This window comes from Clostridium pabulibutyricum (assembly GCF_058242705.1).
Window position 1 is genome coordinate 1 of record NZ_JBZAYZ010000024.1, and the last position, 18,479, is coordinate 18,479.

Annotated in this window: 15 protein-coding genes, 3 tRNA genes and 2 rRNA genes; 1 reads left to right on the forward strand and 19 read right to left on the reverse strand. The window is 37.4% G+C overall.

The window, feature by feature from the left end:
- Positions 1 to 11 precede the first annotated feature (11 nt).
- The 10 genes from tuf to AC4CVH_RS15805 form a co-directional block, all read right to left on the reverse strand.
- Positions 12 to 1,205, reverse strand: a complete 1,194-nt coding sequence (gene tuf, locus AC4CVH_RS15760; RefSeq protein ID WP_490787678.1) for an elongation factor Tu — start codon at positions 1,203 to 1,205, stop codon at positions 12 to 14.
- A 90-nt stretch (positions 1,206 to 1,295) separates the two neighbouring features.
- Positions 1,296 to 1,371, reverse strand: a tRNA-Thr gene (locus tag AC4CVH_RS15765).
- A gap of 11 nt (positions 1,372 to 1,382) precedes the next feature.
- Positions 1,383 to 1,457: transfer RNA gene (locus AC4CVH_RS15770), tRNA-Gly, on the reverse strand.
- An 82-nt stretch (positions 1,458 to 1,539) separates the two neighbouring features.
- Entirely contained in the window at positions 1,540 to 2,208 is a 669-nt protein-coding gene (gene sigH / locus AC4CVH_RS15775; protein WP_490788685.1) for an RNA polymerase sporulation sigma factor SigH, read from the reverse strand.
- A gap of 42 nt (positions 2,209 to 2,250) precedes the next feature.
- Entirely contained in the window at positions 2,251 to 2,763 is a 513-nt protein-coding gene (locus AC4CVH_RS15780; RefSeq protein WP_490788686.1) for an NYN domain-containing protein, read from the reverse strand.
- The gene (gene rlmB, locus AC4CVH_RS15785) at positions 2,760 to 3,521 is read right to left on the reverse strand and encodes a 23S rRNA (guanosine(2251)-2'-O)-methyltransferase RlmB (RefSeq protein WP_490788687.1); all 762 of its coding nucleotides are present in this window, start codon (positions 3,519 to 3,521) and stop codon (positions 2,760 to 2,762) included. The genes AC4CVH_RS15780 and rlmB overlap by 4 nt, the downstream gene beginning before the upstream one ends.
- Positions 3,522 to 3,564: 43 nt before the next feature.
- The gene (locus AC4CVH_RS15790; RefSeq protein WP_490788688.1) at positions 3,565 to 3,981 is read right to left on the reverse strand and encodes a Mini-ribonuclease 3; all 417 of its coding nucleotides are present in this window, start codon (positions 3,979 to 3,981) and stop codon (positions 3,565 to 3,567) included.
- A complete protein-coding gene (gene cysS / locus AC4CVH_RS15795) occupies positions 3,982 to 5,379 on the reverse strand; it encodes a cysteine--tRNA ligase (protein ID WP_490788689.1) in 1,398 nt (465 codons plus the stop codon).
- Between the two features lie 184 nt (positions 5,380 to 5,563).
- On the reverse strand, positions 5,564 to 6,259 hold the full coding sequence (gene ispD / locus AC4CVH_RS15800; RefSeq protein WP_490788690.1) for a 2-C-methyl-D-erythritol 4-phosphate cytidylyltransferase: 696 nt from the start codon (positions 6,257 to 6,259) through the stop codon (positions 5,564 to 5,566).
- A gap of 1 nt (position 6,260) precedes the next feature.
- A complete protein-coding gene (locus AC4CVH_RS15805; RefSeq protein WP_490788691.1) occupies positions 6,261 to 7,367 on the reverse strand; it encodes a PIN/TRAM domain-containing protein in 1,107 nt (368 codons plus the stop codon).
- Between the two features lie 308 nt (positions 7,368 to 7,675).
- On the opposite strand from AC4CVH_RS15805, the gene AC4CVH_RS15810 reads away from it, so the two are divergent.
- The gene (locus AC4CVH_RS15810) at positions 7,676 to 8,080 is read left to right on the forward strand and encodes a DUF1573 domain-containing protein (RefSeq protein WP_490788692.1); all 405 of its coding nucleotides are present in this window, start codon (positions 7,676 to 7,678) and stop codon (positions 8,078 to 8,080) included.
- Between the two features lie 26 nt (positions 8,081 to 8,106).
- Here AC4CVH_RS15810 and disA read toward each other — a convergent pair whose 3' ends face one another.
- From disA to AC4CVH_RS15855, 9 genes are all read right to left on the reverse strand, one after another.
- Positions 8,107 to 9,180 (reverse strand): DNA integrity scanning diadenylate cyclase DisA, encoded by a 1,074-nt coding sequence (disA, locus tag AC4CVH_RS15815; RefSeq protein ID WP_490788693.1) that lies wholly within the window; start codon positions 9,178 to 9,180, stop codon positions 8,107 to 8,109.
- Between the two features lie 15 nt (positions 9,181 to 9,195).
- Positions 9,196 to 10,554 carry a DNA repair protein RadA gene (gene radA, locus AC4CVH_RS15820; RefSeq protein ID WP_490788694.1) on the reverse strand — a complete coding sequence of 453 codons (1,359 nt, stop codon included), beginning with the start codon at positions 10,552 to 10,554 and terminating at the stop codon, positions 9,196 to 9,198.
- A 133-nt stretch (positions 10,555 to 10,687) separates the two neighbouring features.
- Positions 10,688 to 13,129 (reverse strand): ATP-dependent Clp protease ATP-binding subunit, encoded by a 2,442-nt coding sequence (locus tag AC4CVH_RS15825; RefSeq protein ID WP_490788695.1) that lies wholly within the window; start codon positions 13,127 to 13,129, stop codon positions 10,688 to 10,690.
- A 20-nt stretch (positions 13,130 to 13,149) separates the two neighbouring features.
- Positions 13,150 to 14,190 carry a protein arginine kinase gene (locus tag AC4CVH_RS15830; RefSeq protein WP_490788696.1) on the reverse strand — a complete coding sequence of 347 codons (1,041 nt, stop codon included), beginning with the start codon at positions 14,188 to 14,190 and terminating at the stop codon, positions 13,150 to 13,152.
- Positions 14,187 to 14,741, reverse strand: a complete 555-nt coding sequence (locus AC4CVH_RS15835; protein ID WP_490788697.1) for a UvrB/UvrC motif-containing protein — start codon at positions 14,739 to 14,741, stop codon at positions 14,187 to 14,189. The genes AC4CVH_RS15830 and AC4CVH_RS15835 overlap by 4 nt, the downstream gene beginning before the upstream one ends.
- A 43-nt stretch (positions 14,742 to 14,784) precedes the next feature.
- Positions 14,785 to 15,249, reverse strand: a complete 465-nt coding sequence (locus tag AC4CVH_RS15840; RefSeq protein WP_490788698.1) for a CtsR family transcriptional regulator — start codon at positions 15,247 to 15,249, stop codon at positions 14,785 to 14,787.
- 268 nt (positions 15,250 to 15,517) lie between these two features.
- Positions 15,518 to 15,592: transfer RNA gene (locus AC4CVH_RS15845), tRNA-Asn, on the reverse strand.
- Positions 15,593 to 15,599: 7 nt separating this feature from the next.
- Positions 15,600 to 15,716 (reverse strand): 5S ribosomal RNA (rrf, locus tag AC4CVH_RS15850).
- Positions 15,717 to 15,778: 62 nt separating this feature from the next.
- Positions 15,779 to 18,479, reverse strand: a 23S ribosomal RNA gene (locus AC4CVH_RS15855); the annotation flags it as partial.

The window sequence follows — 18,479 nt, forward strand, 5'->3', positions numbered from 1 at the left end:
ATACTAAGAAACTACTCAACAATCTTAGTAACAACACCTGAACCTACTGTTCTTCCGCCTTCTCTTATTGCAAATCTAAGTCCTTCATGCATTGCTACTGGTGTTATAAGTTCTACGTTCATGTCTATATGATCTCCTGGCATTACCATTTCTACTCCTTCTGGTAGTGCTATAGATCCTGTTACGTCTGTTGTTCTGAAATAAAACTGTGGTCTGTATCCGTTAAAGAATGGTGTATGTCTTCCACCCTCTTCTTTTTTAAGTACATATACCTGACCTACAAATTTCTTGTGCGGATGTACTGTTCCCGGCTGTGCAAGAACCTGACCCCTCTGTATATCTTCTCTCTGTACTCCTCTTAAAAGTGCTCCTATGTTATCTCCTGCAAGCGCCTGATCCAACATCTTTCTGAACATTTCTACTCCAGTACATACTGTCTTCTTCTTCTCTTCTGTAAGTCCTACTACCTCAAGTTCGTCTCCTATCTTGAGTTTTCCTGTCTCTACTCTTCCTGTTGCCACTGTTCCTCTTCCTGTTATTGTGAAGATATCCTCTATTGGCATAAGGAACGGTTTGTCTGTTGGTCTTTCTGGTGTTGGTATATATTCATCTACTGCATCCATTAACTCATGTATGCATTTTGTTGTCTCTTCATCATCTGGATTCTCTAATACTTTAAGTGCACTTCCTACGATTATTGGTACATCGTCTCCTGGAAATCCATATTCACTTAAAAGTTCTCTTACTTCCATCTCTACCAATTCTATTAATTCTGGATCATCTACCTGATCTGACTTGTTTAAGAATACTACTATATGCTGTACTCCTACTCTGCTTGCTAGAAGTATATGTTCTCTTGTCTGTGGCATTGGTCCATCTGCTGCACTTACTACCAGGATTGCTCCATCCATCTGTGCTGCTCCTGTTATCATGTTCTTTACATAATCTGCATGTCCTGGACAATCTACATGTGCATAATGTCTCTTGTCTGTCTCATACTCTACATGCGCTGTGTTTATTGTTATTCCTCTTTCTTTTTCTTCTGGTGCTTTATCTATTTCATCATATTTTGTTGCTGCTGCTTTTCCCTCTTTTGACAATACTGTTGTTATTGCTGCTGTTAATGTTGTCTTTCCATGGTCTACGTGTCCTATTGTTCCTATGTTTACATGCGGTTTTGTTCTCTCATATTTCTCTTTTGACATCTTTTTTCTTCCTCCTCGTTTGTTCAAAGTTTTAATTAAGTAAACTCACCCTGGTGTGTTGCAAACTCACCTTATACAATTGCACTACATTGGAGCCCATGACCAGGATTGAACTGGTGACCTCCACCTTACCAAGGTGACGCTCTGCCAACTGAGCTACATGGGCAATCTCAAAATTGGAGCGGGAGACGGGGATTGAACCCGCGACAACCAGCTTGGGAAGCTGGTGTTCTACCACTGAACTACTCCCGCTTATAAATGTACAAACCAATTATAGAAAGTTGTATACCGATTATTAATTCTAATACATCTATATTCCTTTGTCAACATAATTTTATCTATCGCCCAAACATTTTTCCAACTTTCTTTTGACTCTCTGCAAAGCATTGTCTATAGACTTAGCATGTCTATCTAAATCACATGCAATTTCTTGATATGACTTGCCATCAAGATATGAAACAAGCACCTGCATCTCCAAATTTGAAAGCACATCTCCAATTTCACTCTGTATGTGGCTTAATTCTTCCCTGCTTATTATAAGTTCTTCAGGATCAGCCACTTTTGCCTCAGACAAAACATCCAGTAGAGTTCTATCTGATTCTTCATCATATATTGGCTTATTCAACGAAATATATGTATTAAGCGGAATATGTTTTTGCCTTGTAGCCGTTTTTATTGCAGTAATTATCTGCCGTGTAATGCATAGTTCTGCAAAAGCTTTAAAAGACGACAATTTGTCAGCTTTGAAATCTCTTATAGCCTTGTACAGCCCAATCATACCTTCCTGATATATGTCCTCTTTGTCTGCTCCAATTAGAAAATATGATTTTGACTTTGACTTTACAAAATTCTCGTACTTGTTTATTAAATATTCCTGAGCTCTTGTATCCCCCTTTTTTGCCTCAACCACTACTTCCTCATCTGATTTTTCTTTAAAGGAGGAAACTTTCCCAACATAACCCCTATTTTCCAAAATATCCCCTCCAAAACAAATATAGACCATACGTTGATTATACATTACAAATAAATTGTCAGTCAATAGATTTTAACGGTTTCTTCTAATTTTTTCAAGTTTATCTAGTATATTCTTGTCAATTCTATCTTCTAAAGTATGTTTTCTATCTGAATAACTTGTTTTTATGGTGTTACTGATTCTATTGCCTATGGATTTGACTTCCTTGTGAAATTCCAAAGATGACATTCTAACCGCCCCTCTTTGAAAAACAAGTTCCTGCTCAAGTCTATCGGAAGTGACAACAAACACCTCATTTCTGCGTCCTATATCATTAACACATTTTTCTATATATGCATCCGCTGTTTCACCTTCTTTAGTGAAAACAGTATCTACATTTTCACTAATGGCCTCCCGATTTTCCATACTTCCTTGTACAAACTGTGCATCAAAGATTATAACTATCCTGTATCCTTTAAACGCTGCATAATTTGCCATGGAATCAATAAGACCCTGCCTTGCACTCTCAAAACTATATTCTTTTTTCTTCTTTAGCTCAGGCCAGCTATTTATAACATTATATCCATCAACAAAAATGATTCTCAATTTTCATGTCCTTTTATTCTTTGTTTTAAAATTTCATACATTATTATTCCCCCTGCCACTGAAGCATTCAATGAAGTTATTTTTCCCATCATAGGAATTTTAACAAGTACATCGCACTTTTCCTTTATGAGTCTTGAAATTCCTCTGCCTTCACTTCCTATTACAAGAGCAGCCCCGCCTTTAAAATCTGTATTAAAACAGTAATCTTTGCCGTCCATGTCGGCACCATATATCCAAATGCCGAGCTTTTTCAGGGTTTCAATAGTTGAATTCAAATTTCCAACTTTACATATTTTCATATATTCAGCCGCCCCTGCAGAAGATTTGTATACTGTTGGAGTAACTCCAATGTTTCTTCTTTTGGGAATTATAATACCATGAGCTCCACAAACTTCCGCAGTTCTTATTATGGCACCAAAATTATGAGGATCCTCTATTTCATCAAGTATTATTAAAAATGGCTTTTCATTTTTCTGCGACGCATAATCAATAATTTGTTCAAGGCTGTAATATTTATATGAACTCACTTTCGCAATTACACCCTGATGTGCTCCAGTATATGAAATCTTATCAAGTTTCTTTTTGTCAACCCTTTTTACAACTACATTCTTGTCTTTTGCAAGGTGCAGTATTTTATTTATAGATCCCGTGAGTTCCCCGTTTGATACTAAAAGTTCCTCCACTGTCTTATTTGACTTAAGCACCTCAATTACAGAATTTCTGCCCTCTATTATATTTTCAGCAAACTTATCTTCCATACTGTAAAACTTCAACTCCCACTTTCTTTTAAATACTCCAAATTCATATTTTAAAAGATATCATAATATTCAAAAGGTATTCCAACCTTTCCGACTTTTTTGTAAGATACAGATACCCAATCAGTGATTCAAGCCCCGTGGCAAATCTGTATTCCTGTACATCTGCATTTTTAGGTATGCTTCCTGACTTTGCATTTCTTCCCCTTTTAAAAAAATATAGTTCGTCTTCCGATAACTTGTCATAAATCCTTTTTAAAATCTCACTTTGGGAATGTGCTTTAACAAACTGTATTGCCAATACATGAAGTTTGTGAACATTCATGTTCCTATTTTTATCAACTAAATACGTTCTCACAAAAACTTCATATACGGCATCACCAACAAAAGCGAGTACGAGTGGATTTAATTCCCTTGCCTCTTCTTCAGTAAATTTCTCTTCAAATAAATATCTGTTTTCCATTTATATCCTCTTCCATCTAACCCCATCAGAAGTATCCTCAAGTACTATACCTTCTGCTTTAAGTTCATCTCTTATTTTGTCTGCAAGTGCCCAGTTTTTTGCACTTCTTGCCTTTTGCCTTTGCTCTATCATGCCTTCAATATCTTCTTCTATGCTTCCTTTTTTTGATTTCTGAAGGATGCCAAGCGGTCCACCAAGTTCTCTAACAAGATCAATACAATATTTTATCAAATCCTTAGATGACTTGTTATTCACATTTATATTTACATCTTTTATCAGGTCAAATATCACAGATATTGCATCTGCTGTATTAAAATCATCATCCATTTTCTCCATATATTTATCTTTATATGAGAGCAGTTTTTTCTGATACTTCCTCTCTTCATCATCCATTTCATCTGCTTGTGTCTCTTCAAGAAAGTTTTCCATATTGGTTATTGAATTGTATAATCTATCCAATGCAGACTTGGATGAGTCTAAAAGCTCAAGGCTAAAATTTATTTGTGTCCTATAATGCCCTGAAAGCATGAACATTCTAATTACATCAGGTTCATATTTATCAAGTATTTCTCTTGCTGTAAAAAAATTGTTAAGTGATTTAGACATCTTTTGATTATTCACATTTACAAAAGCAGAATGCATCCAATACTTTGCAAAGGTTTTTCCTGTTCTACTCTCACTTTGTGCAATTTCGTTTTCATGATGTGGAAACTCCAAATCGGATCCTCCTGCATGAATGTCTATAGTATCACCAAGCAGATTATACACCATGCACGAACACTCTATATGCCATCCTGGTCTTCCCATTCCCCATGGACTCTTCCATGCAGGTTCTCCCGCCTTTTGAGATTTCCATACCGCGAAATCCATGGGATCCTTCTTTCGTGTATCTACCTCTATTCTTGCACCAGCCTGAAGATCTTCTATATTTTGTCCTGAAAGTTTACCGTACTCCTTGAACTTCTTTGTTCTAAAATATACATCCCCGTCAATTTCATATGCATATTCTCTGTCAATGAGATCTTTGACAAATGAAATTATCTGTTCAATATACTCAGTAGCTCGTGGGTTTGCAGTAGCTCTTTCTATATTAAGCGAGTCCGCATCCTTATAATATTCATTTATAAATCTGCTTCCCAGTTCCTGTACAGTAACTCCTTCTTCATTTGCTCTTTTTATCATTTTATCATCAATATCAGTAAAATTTTGTATATATTTGACTTTATATCCTCTATATTCAAAATACCTTCTTACAGTATCAAAAACAACAAAAGTCCTTGCATTCCCTATATGAAAAAAATTGTATACCGTAGGTCCACAAACATACATACTTACTTCACCAGGCCGCAGTGGTATAAATTCCTCTTTTCTTTTGGACATAGTATTATAAATTTTCATAAATGTTTGCACTCCTTATTTAATTTTATATTCATCATGCCTAAATTAATAATCATTATTCATTTTATCATATTTGTCATATATTACGTAATATTTCTGTTGTTTTCACTTAATTTTTCACCCGATTAAATCAATTCCCCTGTCTTATATATATTATTATAAAACAAGGGAATTGAAACTACTTCTAACTTAAACTTCCAACTATTATTTTTGCAATTTTTAAATCATCCGGAGTAGTTATTTTTATGTTATCATAACTTCCATCATACAAATAAACTTTCTTTCCATAATGTTCAGCCACCATTGTATCATCCGTAACACTGAAATTTTCACTTGATACCTTCTCATGGCATTCCAATATGAGATCATAAAGAAAACACTGAGGTGTTTGAACTGAAACTAGTTTTTCCCTGTCAAGTGTATCGGCAGAAAAACCATCTGCACTTTTTATTTTTATTGTATCCTTGACCTTTGCCGCACATGCACACGAACCGTAAATTCTGGCAAATTTCACTCCATCCTCTATTATTCTATCAGATACAAATGGTCTAGCCCCATCATGTATAAGCACCACATTACAATCAAATGTCTTTAATGCTCGAAGTCCGTTTAAAACCGAGTCTTGACGTCTGGTTCCGCCTTCCACAATATCAATAACTTTTTTGAAATCATATTTTCCAATTATATTATTCCTGCAATATTCCATTTCCTCTTTCGCACAAACCAATATTATCCCATCAATTAAGCTGCTTCTGGAAAAAGCTTCTATAGAATAATAAAGCAGCGGCTTTCCATATATATCAATAAGCTGCTTGTTAATGCCTGCATGCATTCGTGTTCCTTTGCCTGCAGCCACTATAATAGCATAATTACCTTCCATATCAAAACTCCTCTTTTTGTTTAGCAAATATCATTCTGCCAGCAGCTGTCTGCAATACGGAAGTTACAACTACATCTTTCGTATTACCTATATATTTTTTGCCTCCTTCTATTACTATCATCGTACCATCATCAAGATACGCTATCCCCTGTCCTGACTCTTTTCCATCCTTTATTATCTGAACCTTCATTTCTTCTCCGGGAAGGACTACAGGTTTTACTGCATTGGCAAGTTCATTTATATTAAGCACAGGAACACCTTGAAACTCTGCTACCTTGTTTAAATTATAATCATTCGTAATTACTTTTCCATTAAGTACCTGAGAAAGCTTCAAAAGTTTGCTGTCAACTTCTTTTATATCAGGAAAATCTTTTTCATATTTTCTAACTTCTATACTAAGTTCTTTCTGTATTTTATTGAGTACATCAAGTCCTCTTCTACCTCTGGTTCTCTTCAAACTATCTGATGAATCCGCTATATGCCTAAGTTCCGCCAGCACAAAATTTGGAATTACAAGTGGTCCCTCTATAAACCCAGTCTGACATATATCAAATATCCTTCCGTCAATTATAACAGACGTATCAAGCACCTTAGGACACAAACCGCCGTTTCCACCTTTTGATTTCTTGTCCTTAACTCCCTGAGACCTTCTAATTGAAATATTGCTGAAAAGACTTATAAGTTCATCTTTTTTCTTTATGGCCAAATTTACTCCCAATGCTGCCATCAGTATAGCTACCAATACCGCCAGCAATGTTCCTACTACCGGTATTTTGGCAAGTAGATTTACAAAAATTGCCGATATTAAAAGTCCAAGAAGTGCACCTATGAAACCAATCAAAATCTCTACAGCAGGAAGTTTTTGAAGACTTTTTTCAATGTAATCCATGGTTTTCATTATAAGTACATTAATCCATGGAGATATTAAAAATAATATTATTCCAAAAATTACACTTACTATAATTAAAAAAAGCATTTTTCCTATGGGCCCGTTACTCAAATAACCCATTTTAACAAAATAGTGGCTGTTTATCACAGCTTCTCCAAACAAATATCCAATTATCAAGCCTATTATTGTAAAAAGTCCTCTCAATATTTTTTTTAACAATAGACTCACCTCCTTATCAAATTTATAAAAACCTAATAATTCCCTGTTGTTAATATCTAATATATATTAACAACAGTCTTTTTTCAATAAGACTCCATTTATTTAATAAATTATTTACTAAATTTCCGTATTTTAATCATATTTACCTTACATATCCGTTCAAAACTTTTATTAATGCCCCCTGTTCATCAATCAATTATTGGTTTATCATATATTTTAAATGAGCTGTAATTCATTGACAAAATTATCTAATAAAAATTATAATTGATATATAAAGTATGTTAACTATAAACAAGGAGTTGAATCAAATGAAAGATATAATCTTTGACAATTTTCAAGATGTTGTTAACGAATCCTTATTGAGACATAAGAGTATTTTAGATATAATAACCAAACTTCAAGAATCCAATGCAAGAATAAATAGATCAATAGCAAAATCCGTTACCAACTGTGGATGTATAAAAATTTCCGCAGAAAAACAGCAGCTTCCTTATGAAAAAGAAAATATTGACATAAATTCACTCGAAAACTGCTTGAAAACTCATCTTAAGGGTAAATTATGTAATAATTGCCGTGAAATAATTGCAAGTGAAATAGGAAATAATCTCTTTTATCTTGCTTCCTTATGCAATTCATTAGACTTGAATTTATACGACATATTATTAAAAGAATATGACAAAATAACCACTCTCGGAAAATACTCTTTCAGATAAACTGCAGCACAAAATAATGAAATATATTATTTTGTGCTAAAGTTATTATCTACAATAATCTGTTCTCTCAACCTTCTAAGGCCATTCTTTATGGCCCTCGCCCTAGCTTCTCCAATTCCCTCAACATTGTCAAGTTCCTCATAAGATGCCTCCATGGCTCCCTTTAACTCTTTAAAATTCTTTACGAGATTTTCTATTACATTAGTAGGTATCCTAGGTATCTTGTCGAGCATTCTATAACCTCTTGGCGAAATTAAAGTATCCATAAGCGGTACCCCAGTATATCCCAAAGCTTTTGCAATGCAATCAAGATTTAAAAGTTCATCAGAACTCATTGCCTGTATATGCTTATATATTTCCTCATAGTTGATGTCTTTCTGGCAATAGTCCCTTATCATCCATATTCCATCCTGCTCAATATTTTTTATAAGTTCGTTGAGCTGCATTGATATAAGCCTTCCTTCATTTCCAAGCTCACATATATATATTTCAATTTCAGATACTATCCTCATTACCATCTCTGTTCTCTGAATTGCCGTCATAACATCAAAAAGCGTAACCAAGTCCTGAAATTCCAGTATATTTAAATTGTTTACGATTCGCTCCAATACGGAAACATACTTTTCAAGGGTTTGCAGTGCCTGATTGGCTCTTGCAAGTATTATACTGCTGTCTCTAAGTACATATTTTATATAGCCTTTGTATACTGTTATTATGTTTCTTCTCTGTGAAATTGCAATCACTATTGAACCTGTCTGTTTTGCAACCCTGTCTGCAGTTCTATGCCTTGTTCCAGTTTCAAAAGTCGGAGTTCCCGAATCTGGAATAAGCTGGGCATTTGCATATAATATCTTTTTCAAATCCGTACTTAAAACTATTGCACCATCCATCTTGGCCAGCTCATAGACATAGGACGGGCTGTAATCTGAATCTATTGCAAATCCTCCATCTACAATTTTCAATATCTGATCACTGTTTCCAAGCAACAGCAATCCACCCGTCTTCGCCCTGAGTATATTCTCCAATCCTTCTCTGAGCTGAGTTCCCGGAGCAAGTAATTTCAATATGCTTTTTAATTCCTTATTTTTTTCTACTCTCACAATTATCACCTTAAATCAAAAGACTTTATTTAATGCATCTTTAAGGGAAGACACACCCATAACATTCAACTTATTGCTATGTATTTTTTCCTTATTTCTGTCCGGTATCAATACATTTGTAAAACCCATCTTTCCAGCTTCACTTATAATTCTATCACAAAATGATACAGGTCGTACCTCTCCCGTAAGTCCAATTTCACCAACAACAAGCAACTTTTCCGGCTTCAGGCTTATCGACTTTGCACTAGATATTAAAGAAAGTGCAATGCCGAGATCTCCGTATGTTCCATCTACCTCAAGTCCTCCAACTACATTCACATAAACATCTGAATTATAAAATGGTATCTTGAGCTTTTTTTCAAGGACGGCCAAAATGAGACTTAATCTTGAATTGTCAACACCTACTGCAGTTCTTCTTGGGATTACAGCCTTGGTCTGGCTTACAAGAGCTTGAACCTCTATAAGTATGGGCCTAGTTCCCTCCATTATTCCAATAATAGTTGATCCTTCCTGCTGTAAATTCGTTTCTTCCAGAAAAGCTCTTGATGGATTTGATATCTCGCAGAGTCCACTTTCTCTCATCTCGAATACTCCAATTTCACTTGTAGTTCCAAATCTATTTTTTATTGTTCTAAGTATTCTAAATTCTTCATTTCTTTCTCCCTCAAAAAAAAGGACGGTATCTACCATGTGCTCAAGTACCCTTGGTCCTGCAAGCTGACCTTGTTTGGTAATATGAGCAACTATAAAAAATGCTATAACCTTAGTTTTACCTATACGCATAATATCGTTTGAACTTTCTCTAACTTGAGATACACTTCCAGGTGCAGACCCAATATCATCCTTAAACAAAGTTTGTATTGAATCTATTATAACAAATTTAGGATTTGTTTTTTCTATATTCCTTTCTATTACATCAAGATTTGTTTCAGAAAGCACATATATATTTTCACAATTAGCTCCCAGCCTATCCCCTCTCATTTTGATCTGTTCTTCAGATTCCTCTCCAGAGATATAAAGTACCTTTCCATACTTAGATGCAATATTATTGGCTGTTTGAAGAAGCAGCGTAGATTTTCCTATTCCGGGAGCTCCCGATATAAGGGTCAAAGATCCCGTTACAATGCCCCCCCCAAGCACTCTGTTGAGTTCCTCTATTCCCGTATCCATTCTTTCATGCTCACTTGATTTTATAGTATTTATCTTTCTTGGTTCATTAATATTCACAGCATCAATTGCTTTACCTTTTTTAACGGAAGTCTTGGTTTCCTCAACCATACTGTTCCATTCACTGCAATTAGGACATTTTCCTATCCATTTCAAAGATTCATAACCGCAATTCTGACATACAAATACAGTTTTAATTTTAGCCACTGCATTACCTCCTCTATACAAAAACAATTATACATTAATAATAAGCATAAAATTGTTAAGATTTGATGATTTTTTTGTCCACATAATTATCAGTGATGCCCCCTACTATAAACGTACGGGGGCATCACTGAAATTACTCTACTTTATTAAATTCAAGATCATCTTCATTGGAACTTACCTTGACTTTATCTCCTCTTTTTATATTTCCTTTGAGCATTTCTTCCGAAAGTCTGTCTTCAACTGTTTTTGTAATGGCACGCCTAAGCGGTCTTGCTCCATAATTTATATCAAAACCTTCTTTTGTTAAAAGTTCCTGGGCACCTTCTGTAAAATCGATTTGAATGTTTTGAGCCTTTAATCTTGAAGAAACCTCTTTAAGCATTAGCTTTACTATCTTTTTCAAATCTTCTTCTCCAAGTTTTCTAAATACTATAATATCATCAATTCTATTTAGAAATTCAGGTCTGAATGAGCTCTTCAATTCTTCCATTATGTTTTCTTTCATACGCTCATATTCATCTTCCTGCTTCTTTTCAGAATCACCTGCTGAAAAACCTACAAGCTTCTGTTTTTTTATAGTCGAAGCTCCCACATTGGATGTCATTATAACTATGGTATTTTTGAAGTTTACCGTTTTTCCCTTGCCATCTGTAAGCCTTCCATCTTCAAGTATTTGAAGAAGTATATTAAAAACTTCAGGATGTGCTTTTTCTATTTCATCAAAGAGTACTACGGAATATGGATTCCTTCTTACCTTTTCAGTAAGCTGACCACCTTCATCATATCCCACATATCCTGGTGGTGATCCTATAAGCCTTGATACAGTATGCTTCTCCATATATTCTGACATATCTATTCTTATCATATTGCTTTCATCGCCAAACATTACTTCTGCAAGTGCCTTTGAAAGCTCCGTTTTTCCTACACCCGTAGGTCCAAGGAAAATAAATGAACCAATAGGCCTATTTGGATCTTTAAGTCCAACCCTTGCCCTTCTCACAGCTCGTGATATTGATTTTACAGCCTCATCCTGTCCTATCACCCTTTTGTGAAGTATACTCTCCAGCTTCAAAAGCTTCTGGGATTCTTTCTCCGTTAGCTTCTCAACAGGTATATTGGTCCACTGCGATACTACCGATGCAATATGATCAGGAGTAACCTTCAAATTCGATACTTCCTTCTCGGTTTTCCAGTTGGTCTTCATTCCCTGAAGTTTGTCTTTTAATGTCTTTTCCTGATCTCTAAGTTTAGCTGCTTTTTCAAAATCCTGAACTCTTATTGAATCTTCTTTCTCTTTTGTTATCTTTTCAAGCTCTTCCTGTATCTTCTTCAAATCAGGTGGAGCAATTAAATTCTGTATTCTGATTTTTGCACATGCTTCATCAATTAGGTCTATGGCTTTATCCGGCAAATATCTATCTGTAATATATCTGTCCGACAAATTTACAGCTGAATCAATTGCCGCATCGGTTATCTTGACCCTGTGGTGAGCCTCATACTTATCTCTAAGTCCTTTCAATATAAGAACTGCTTCTTCCTTGGTAGGCTCGCCTACCATTATTGGTTGGAATCTTCTCTCAAGAGCAGCATCCTTTTCAATGTATTTTCTGTATTCATCTATGGTTGTTGCACCTATGCACTGTATTTCTCCTCTTGCAAGAGCTGGTTTTAATATGTTGGAAGCATCAATGGCACCTTCTGCCGCTCCTGCTCCAATTATAGTATGGATTTCATCTATAAACAGTATTACATTTCCAGACTTCCTGATTTCCTCCATTACCTTCTTGAGTCTTTCTTCAAACTCTCCTCTATATTTAGATCCCGCAATCATAGAAGAAAGATCAAGCGTTACAACTCTTTTTCCCATTAAAAGCTCAGGTATGTTCGATGAAACTATTTTTTGAGCAAGTCCTTCGGCAATGGCAGTTTTACCAACTCCAGGATCCCCTATAAGGCAAGGATTATTTTTTGTTCTTCTACTTAATATCTCAAGTACCCTCTGAGTTTCTTTATCCCTTCCTATTACAGGATCAAGTTTTCCTTCTCTTGCCATGTCAGTCAGATCACGTCCAAACTGGTCAAGAGTTGGAGTTGGTTCTCCAGAACCCTTTTTACTGTTGCCTGTATTTGTGGATTGTTCTCCGGATAATGAATTTACAAGCTCTTTTCTTAATTTATTAAAATCCGCACCAAGATTATTGAGGATTGTAAAAGCTACTCCTTCAGCTTCTCTTATCAATGCAAGCAATATATGTTCAGGACTTATATAATTGTGATTCAAATTTCTAGCCTCAAACAAACTTAACTCGAGCAGTCTCTTGGTTCTCGGGGTAAGAGGTATTTCGTTATTGTATAATTCTATTTCACCTCTTCCCTCATACTCTTCTATAAGTGATTTTACATTGTCAGCAGTAATGTTCATATTATTAAGCAAAGTTTTTGATATTCCTTCTTCTCTCAATATTCCAAGAAGTATATGCTCTGTTCCAACGTATCCATGTTTAAGTGATTGTGCCTCTTCTTGAGCATATATAATAACTTTCTGCGCTCTTTCAGTAAATCTACCAAACATCATAATATCATTCACCCTCCTTTTTATTCAGCTGTATTTTGAGACAACTTTTTTCTTACTAATTCAGCTCTATTAAAATTCAAATCCCTACTCGATAAAATCGTATCATGATTTTGTTGTATGGTAGCCGGTTGTATTTCCACAAGCAGACTATTCAACACAGGCTTACTTACATCTTTAATTATTCCCATTTCCACACCTAATCTTACATAAGATAAAAGTTTTAAACATTCATTCAGATTTAAAAGTACCGAATACCTCAAAATTGCAAGTGCTCTGAATATCCTGTCTTGAAGCTCATATTTTGAACTCTTAATCAGACTTTCTCTACAAGACTTTTCCTGATTGATCGTTTGATTTACAAGTGCCTTGAGATTGCTCATTATTTCTTCTTCACTACGCCCAAGCGTCACTTGATTCGAAATTTGATAAACATTGCCCAAAGCTTTTGACCCTTCTCCATACAATCCACGTATCGTCATTCCAACCTGGCTAAGTGCATTTAAAAGTCCATTTATCTGATTGGTTAAAGAGATTGCTGGAAGATGCAGCATTACAGACGCCCTGAATCCCGTTCCCAAGTTTGTTGGGCAAGCTGTAAGATAGCCAAGTCTTTCATCAAAAGCATATTCAAGATTTTCCTCCAGAATATTATCTATTGTATCACTTGACTCATAAACATCTTCAAGATTAAATCCTGCCGTTATACATTGAATTCTTATATGATCTTCTTCATTAATCATTATACTTATGGTTTTATCATTATTAAGTATAAAAGATCCCTTGTTGCTATTTTCTATGAGATTCTTACTTATAAGATGCTTCTCAAGAAACATTTTTCTTTTATTCTCATTTTCGTTCCAGAGATGATTGCTTGTAAAAGCATCTTTTTCATCTGTATTTTCGTAAAAAGCTTTTTCCACAAGTGAAACTACATCCCTGCCTTTTTGTTCACTTAATTTATGGGGAAACGGTACCTTAGCCAAATTTCTGGCAAGTCTAACTCTTGTACTTATAACCAGATCTTCATTGTTTTCATTTGATGATGTCAACCAGTCATTCATGATTCTTCCCCCTTGCCCTTCATAGTGTCATCATTGTAATCACCACTTTGAAGTTCTTTTATCTTATCCCTAATTTGTGCAGCTTTCTCATATTCTTCAAGAGCAATAGCCTTTTGAAGATCCTGTTTGAGCTTCATAAGATTTCTCCTATTTATAATCTTTTCACCAGACCTTTTCGGTATTTTTCCAGTGTGCTCAAGATTGGCCTGAACTCTCTTAATTACAGGCTTAAGTATTTTTGAAAACTCTTTATAGCATTCACTGCATCCGACAAGACCGGTTTTTTTGAATTCCCTATATGAAGTCCCACAATTTTTACATGTTATGTCAAAACTTGCAGCAGTCTCATTAGGGGCATTCATATAATCCATAATTCCACTTAAAATATTTTGAAAACTAAATGGAGACGCAAAATTTATCTGTGGCACAAAACTCAACTCTCCATTTTCCATTGCACATTTCTCACATAAGTTAATTTCCTGCTTAATACCATTCACTATTTTGGTTATATGAACGGTAGCTTCATTTTTTTTACATCTATCGCACAACATAACTAATCACCTCCACAACATTTGTAAAAAATCTCATATATTTTTAACTCTCATTAAAAACAACTACTATAGCCGATTTAAGAATAGATGCTCTAAGTTTATTTTTATTGTCAACAAATTCACTGAAAGTCCTATCATTTACAACCACCTTTAAAATACCGGCTTCTCTGCTTGTAATAATACCAGCTTCATCCAAACCATCTATAATCTGAACAGCAACATTGTATGTTATACTGTCACCTATTTTCTCAAATATAATATCAAGCAAGTTTCTGTTGCTATTGCAAACTACCCTTCTTATAATTATACAGCCGCCGCCACCTCTTCTACTCTCAACATAATATCCTTTATCAACAGTAAATCTTGTAGTTAAAACATAATTTATTTGAGAAGGGGCACAGCTAAAATGATTTGCCAGCTGATTTCTCCTTATTTCCAATCGAGATTCTTCACTTTCTTCCATCATCTGTTTTATAAAAGATTCTATTATATCAGATAATCTTGCCACTATATCACCTTCTTAGTTATAGCAATATTACTTTGACTTTCTTTGACTTTAAATAAATAATATTATTTTATCTTATTTTATTCAACCTTTATATAAAGTTAAATTCTATATTTTACTGTTCAATAATGCTTATATCTGCTTCTTCCTTTTATTTTCTCACTTATACGATTTGTATTACTTAACATTCCAATATTAACATATTTAGGAATTTTAATCAATATAAAAAGCAGACTGTTTAAGTCTGCTTTATAAATTCAAAAAATAAAAATGGCTCCGTGGAGAGGGCTCGAACCTCCAACCCTTCGGTTAACAGCCGAATGCTCAACCATTGAGCTACCACGGAACAACTTACCTGGCGGTTACCTATCCTCCCACAAGGCCTCCCCTGCAGTACTTTCGGCACTATGAAGCTTAACCTGCCTGTTCGGAATGGGAAAGGGTGTTGCCTTCACGTCATTGCCGCCAGATTATGTAGTTTTCAAGGGATCATTCTATTCCCTGAAAATTGCACAGCAGTATCATAATTTATTTGGTCAAGCCCTCGACCTATTAGTATCAGTCAGCTTAACATGTCACCATGCTTACACCTCTGACCTATCAACCTCGTGTTCTTCAAGGGGTCTTACCAGCTTACGCTGTGGGAAATCTAATCTTGAGGTGGGCTTCACACTTAGATGCTTTCAGCGTTTATCCCTTCCCGACATAGCTACCCAGCTGTGCTCCTGGCGGAGCAACTGGTGCACCAGAGGTCAGTCCATCCCGGTCCTCTCGTACTAAGGACAGCTCCTCTCAAATTTCCTGCGCCCGCGACGGATAGGGACCGAACTGTCTCACGACGTTCTGAACCCAGCTCGCGTGCCGCTTTAATGGGCGAACAGCCCAACCCTTGGGACCTACTTCAGCCCCAGGATGCGACGAGCCGACATCGAGGTGCCAAACCTCCCCGTCGATGTGGACTCTTGGGGGAGATCAGCCTGTTATCCCCGAGGTAGCTTTTATCCGTTGAGCGATGGCCCTCCCACGAGGTACCACCGGATCACTAAGCCCGACTTTCGTCCCTGCTCCACCTGTATGTGTCGCAGTCAGGCTCCCTTATGCCTTTGCGCTCTTCGAAGGATTTCCGACCCTTCTGAGGGAACCTTTGGGCGCCTCCGTTACTCTTTTGGAGGCGACCGCCCCAGTCAAACTGCCTGCCTAACAATGTCCCGTGACCAGGTGATGGCCGCCGGTTAGAATTCCAGTACTGTCAGGGTGGTATCCCAAGGATGGCTCCGCCAAGGCTAGCGCCCTGGTTTCCATGCCTCCCACCTATCCTGTACAGACAATACCGAAACTCAATGCTAAACTGCAGTAAAGCTCTACGGGGTCTTTCCGTCCAATCGCGGGTAGCAAGCATCTTCACTTGCACTACAATTTCGCCGGATTTGTTGTCGAGACAGTGCTCAAATCATTACGCCATTCGTGCGGGTCGGAACTTACCCGACAAGGAATTTCGCTACCTTAGGACCGTTATAGTTACGGCCGCCGTTTACTGGGGCTTAAGTTCATACCTTCGCCTTGCGGCTTAGTATTCCCCTTAACCTTCCAGCACCGGGCAGGCGTCAGCCCCTATACTTCAGCTTTCGCTTTAGCAGAGACCTGTGTTTTTGATAAACAGTTGCTTGAGCCTATTCTCTGCGGCCCCTTTCGGGGCACTCCTTATCCCTAAGTTACGGAGTTAATTTGCCTAGTTCCTTAACAACAATTCTTCCGATGGTCTTAGGATTCTCTCCTCACCTACCTGTGTCGGTTTGCGGTACGGGCGCAGCCCTGCTCCATAGAGACTTTTCTTGGCAGCGTGAAATCGGATACTTCTCCAAAATTGGATCCCTGTAACACCCCAGCATTGATAGAGCGGATTTTCCAGCTCTACCTGCCTCAGTGCTTAGACACACATCCAACAGTGTGCACATCCTATCCTTCTGCGTCATCCCATCTGTCAAACGCATGACTGCGGTATCGGAATATCAACCGATTGTCCATCGCCTACGCCTTTCGGCCTCGGCTTAGGTCCCGACTAACCCTGGGCGGACGAACCTTCCCCAGGAAACCTTAGGTCTTCGACCAATAAGATTCTCACTTATTTCTCGCTACTTATGCCAGCATACTCTCTCCTGTACAGTCCACAACTCCTTCCGGTGCTGCTTCAATCCGTACAGGATGCTCCTCTACCACCCTTTCGGGTCCATAGCTTCGGTGGTAAGTTTTAGCCCCGGACATTTTCGGCGCAGGACCTCTTGACTAGTGAGCTGTTACGCACTCTTTAAATGAGTGGCTGCTTCTGAGCCAACATCCTAGTTGTCTTAGAAATCCCACATCCTTTTCCACTTAACTTACACTTTGGGACCTTAGCTGATGATCTGGGCTGTTTCCCTTTTGACTACGGACCTTATCATTCGCAGTCTGACTGCCGTGATTCAAGTATATGGCATTCGGAGTTTGATAGGGTTCGGTAACTGTTGTCAGCCCCTATCCCATTCAGTGCTCTACCTCCACTACTCATTCACGACGCTAGCCCTAAAGCTATTTCGAGGAGAACCAGCTATCTCCGAGTTCGATTGGAATTTCTCCGCTATCCACAGCTCATCCCATGGTTTTTCAACACCAACGTGGTTCGGTCCTCCACGGAATTTTACTTCCGCTTCAACCTGGCCATGGATAGGTCACTCGGTTTCGGGTCTACAGCATGCAACTTCCCGCCCTATTAAGACTCGGTTTCCCTCCGGCTCCGCACCTTAAGTGCTTAACCTTGCTGCATACCGTAACTCGCTGGCTCGTTCTACAAAAAGCACATCGTCGCACGTTAAAGTGCTTCGATCGGTTGTGGACACACGGTTTCAGGTTCTATTTCACTCCCCTTCCGGGGTTCTTTTCACCTTTCCCTCACGGTACTGCTTCACTATCGGTCACCAGGTAGTATTTAGCCTTAGGAGGTGGTCCTCCCTCATTCCCACAAGGTTTCTCGTGTCTCGTGGTACTCTGGTACGGACTCGGATTTTTCGGCTTTCGCCTACAGGGCTTTTACCTTCTTTGGCGGAGCCTTCCAGCTCTCTTCAACTTTCCTATTATCCGGTTATGTCCGCCCGAACCCCAGGAACAAGTTCCTGGTTTGGGCTCTTTCCCTTTCGCTCGCCGCTACTTAGAAAATCGATTTTTCTTTCTCTTCCTCCGGGTACTTAGATGTTTCAGTT

Coding starts and splice junctions, on each gene's coding strand:
- sigH (WP_490788685.1), bottom strand. CDS start 2,208: ATGGTCTATATTTGTTTTGGAGGGGATATTTTGGAAAATAGGGGTTAT.
- rlmB (WP_490788687.1), bottom strand. CDS start 3,521: ATGGAAGATAAGTTTGCTGAAAATATAATAGAGGGCAGAAATTCTGTA.
- AC4CVH_RS15825 (WP_490788695.1), bottom strand. CDS start 13,129: ATGATGTTTGGTAGATTTACTGAAAGAGCGCAGAAAGTTATTATATAT.
- AC4CVH_RS15830 (WP_490788696.1), bottom strand. CDS start 14,190: ATGAATGACTGGTTGACATCATCAAATGAAAACAATGAAGATCTGGTT.
- ispD (WP_490788690.1), bottom strand. CDS start 6,259: ATGGAAGGTAATTATGCTATTATAGTGGCTGCAGGCAAAGGAACACGA.
- AC4CVH_RS15835 (WP_490788697.1), bottom strand. CDS start 14,741: ATGTTGTGCGATAGATGTAAAAAAAATGAAGCTACCGTTCATATAACC.
- cysS (WP_490788689.1), bottom strand. CDS start 5,379: ATGAAAATTTATAATACTATGTCCAAAAGAAAAGAGGAATTTATACCA.
- AC4CVH_RS15810 (WP_490788692.1), top strand. CDS start 7,676: ATGAAAGATATAATCTTTGACAATTTTCAAGATGTTGTTAACGAATCC.
- AC4CVH_RS15790 (WP_490788688.1), bottom strand. CDS start 3,981: ATGGAAAACAGATATTTATTTGAAGAGAAATTTACTGAAGAAGAGGCA.
- tuf (WP_490787678.1), bottom strand. CDS start 1,205: ATGTCAAAAGAGAAATATGAGAGAACAAAACCGCATGTAAACATAGGA.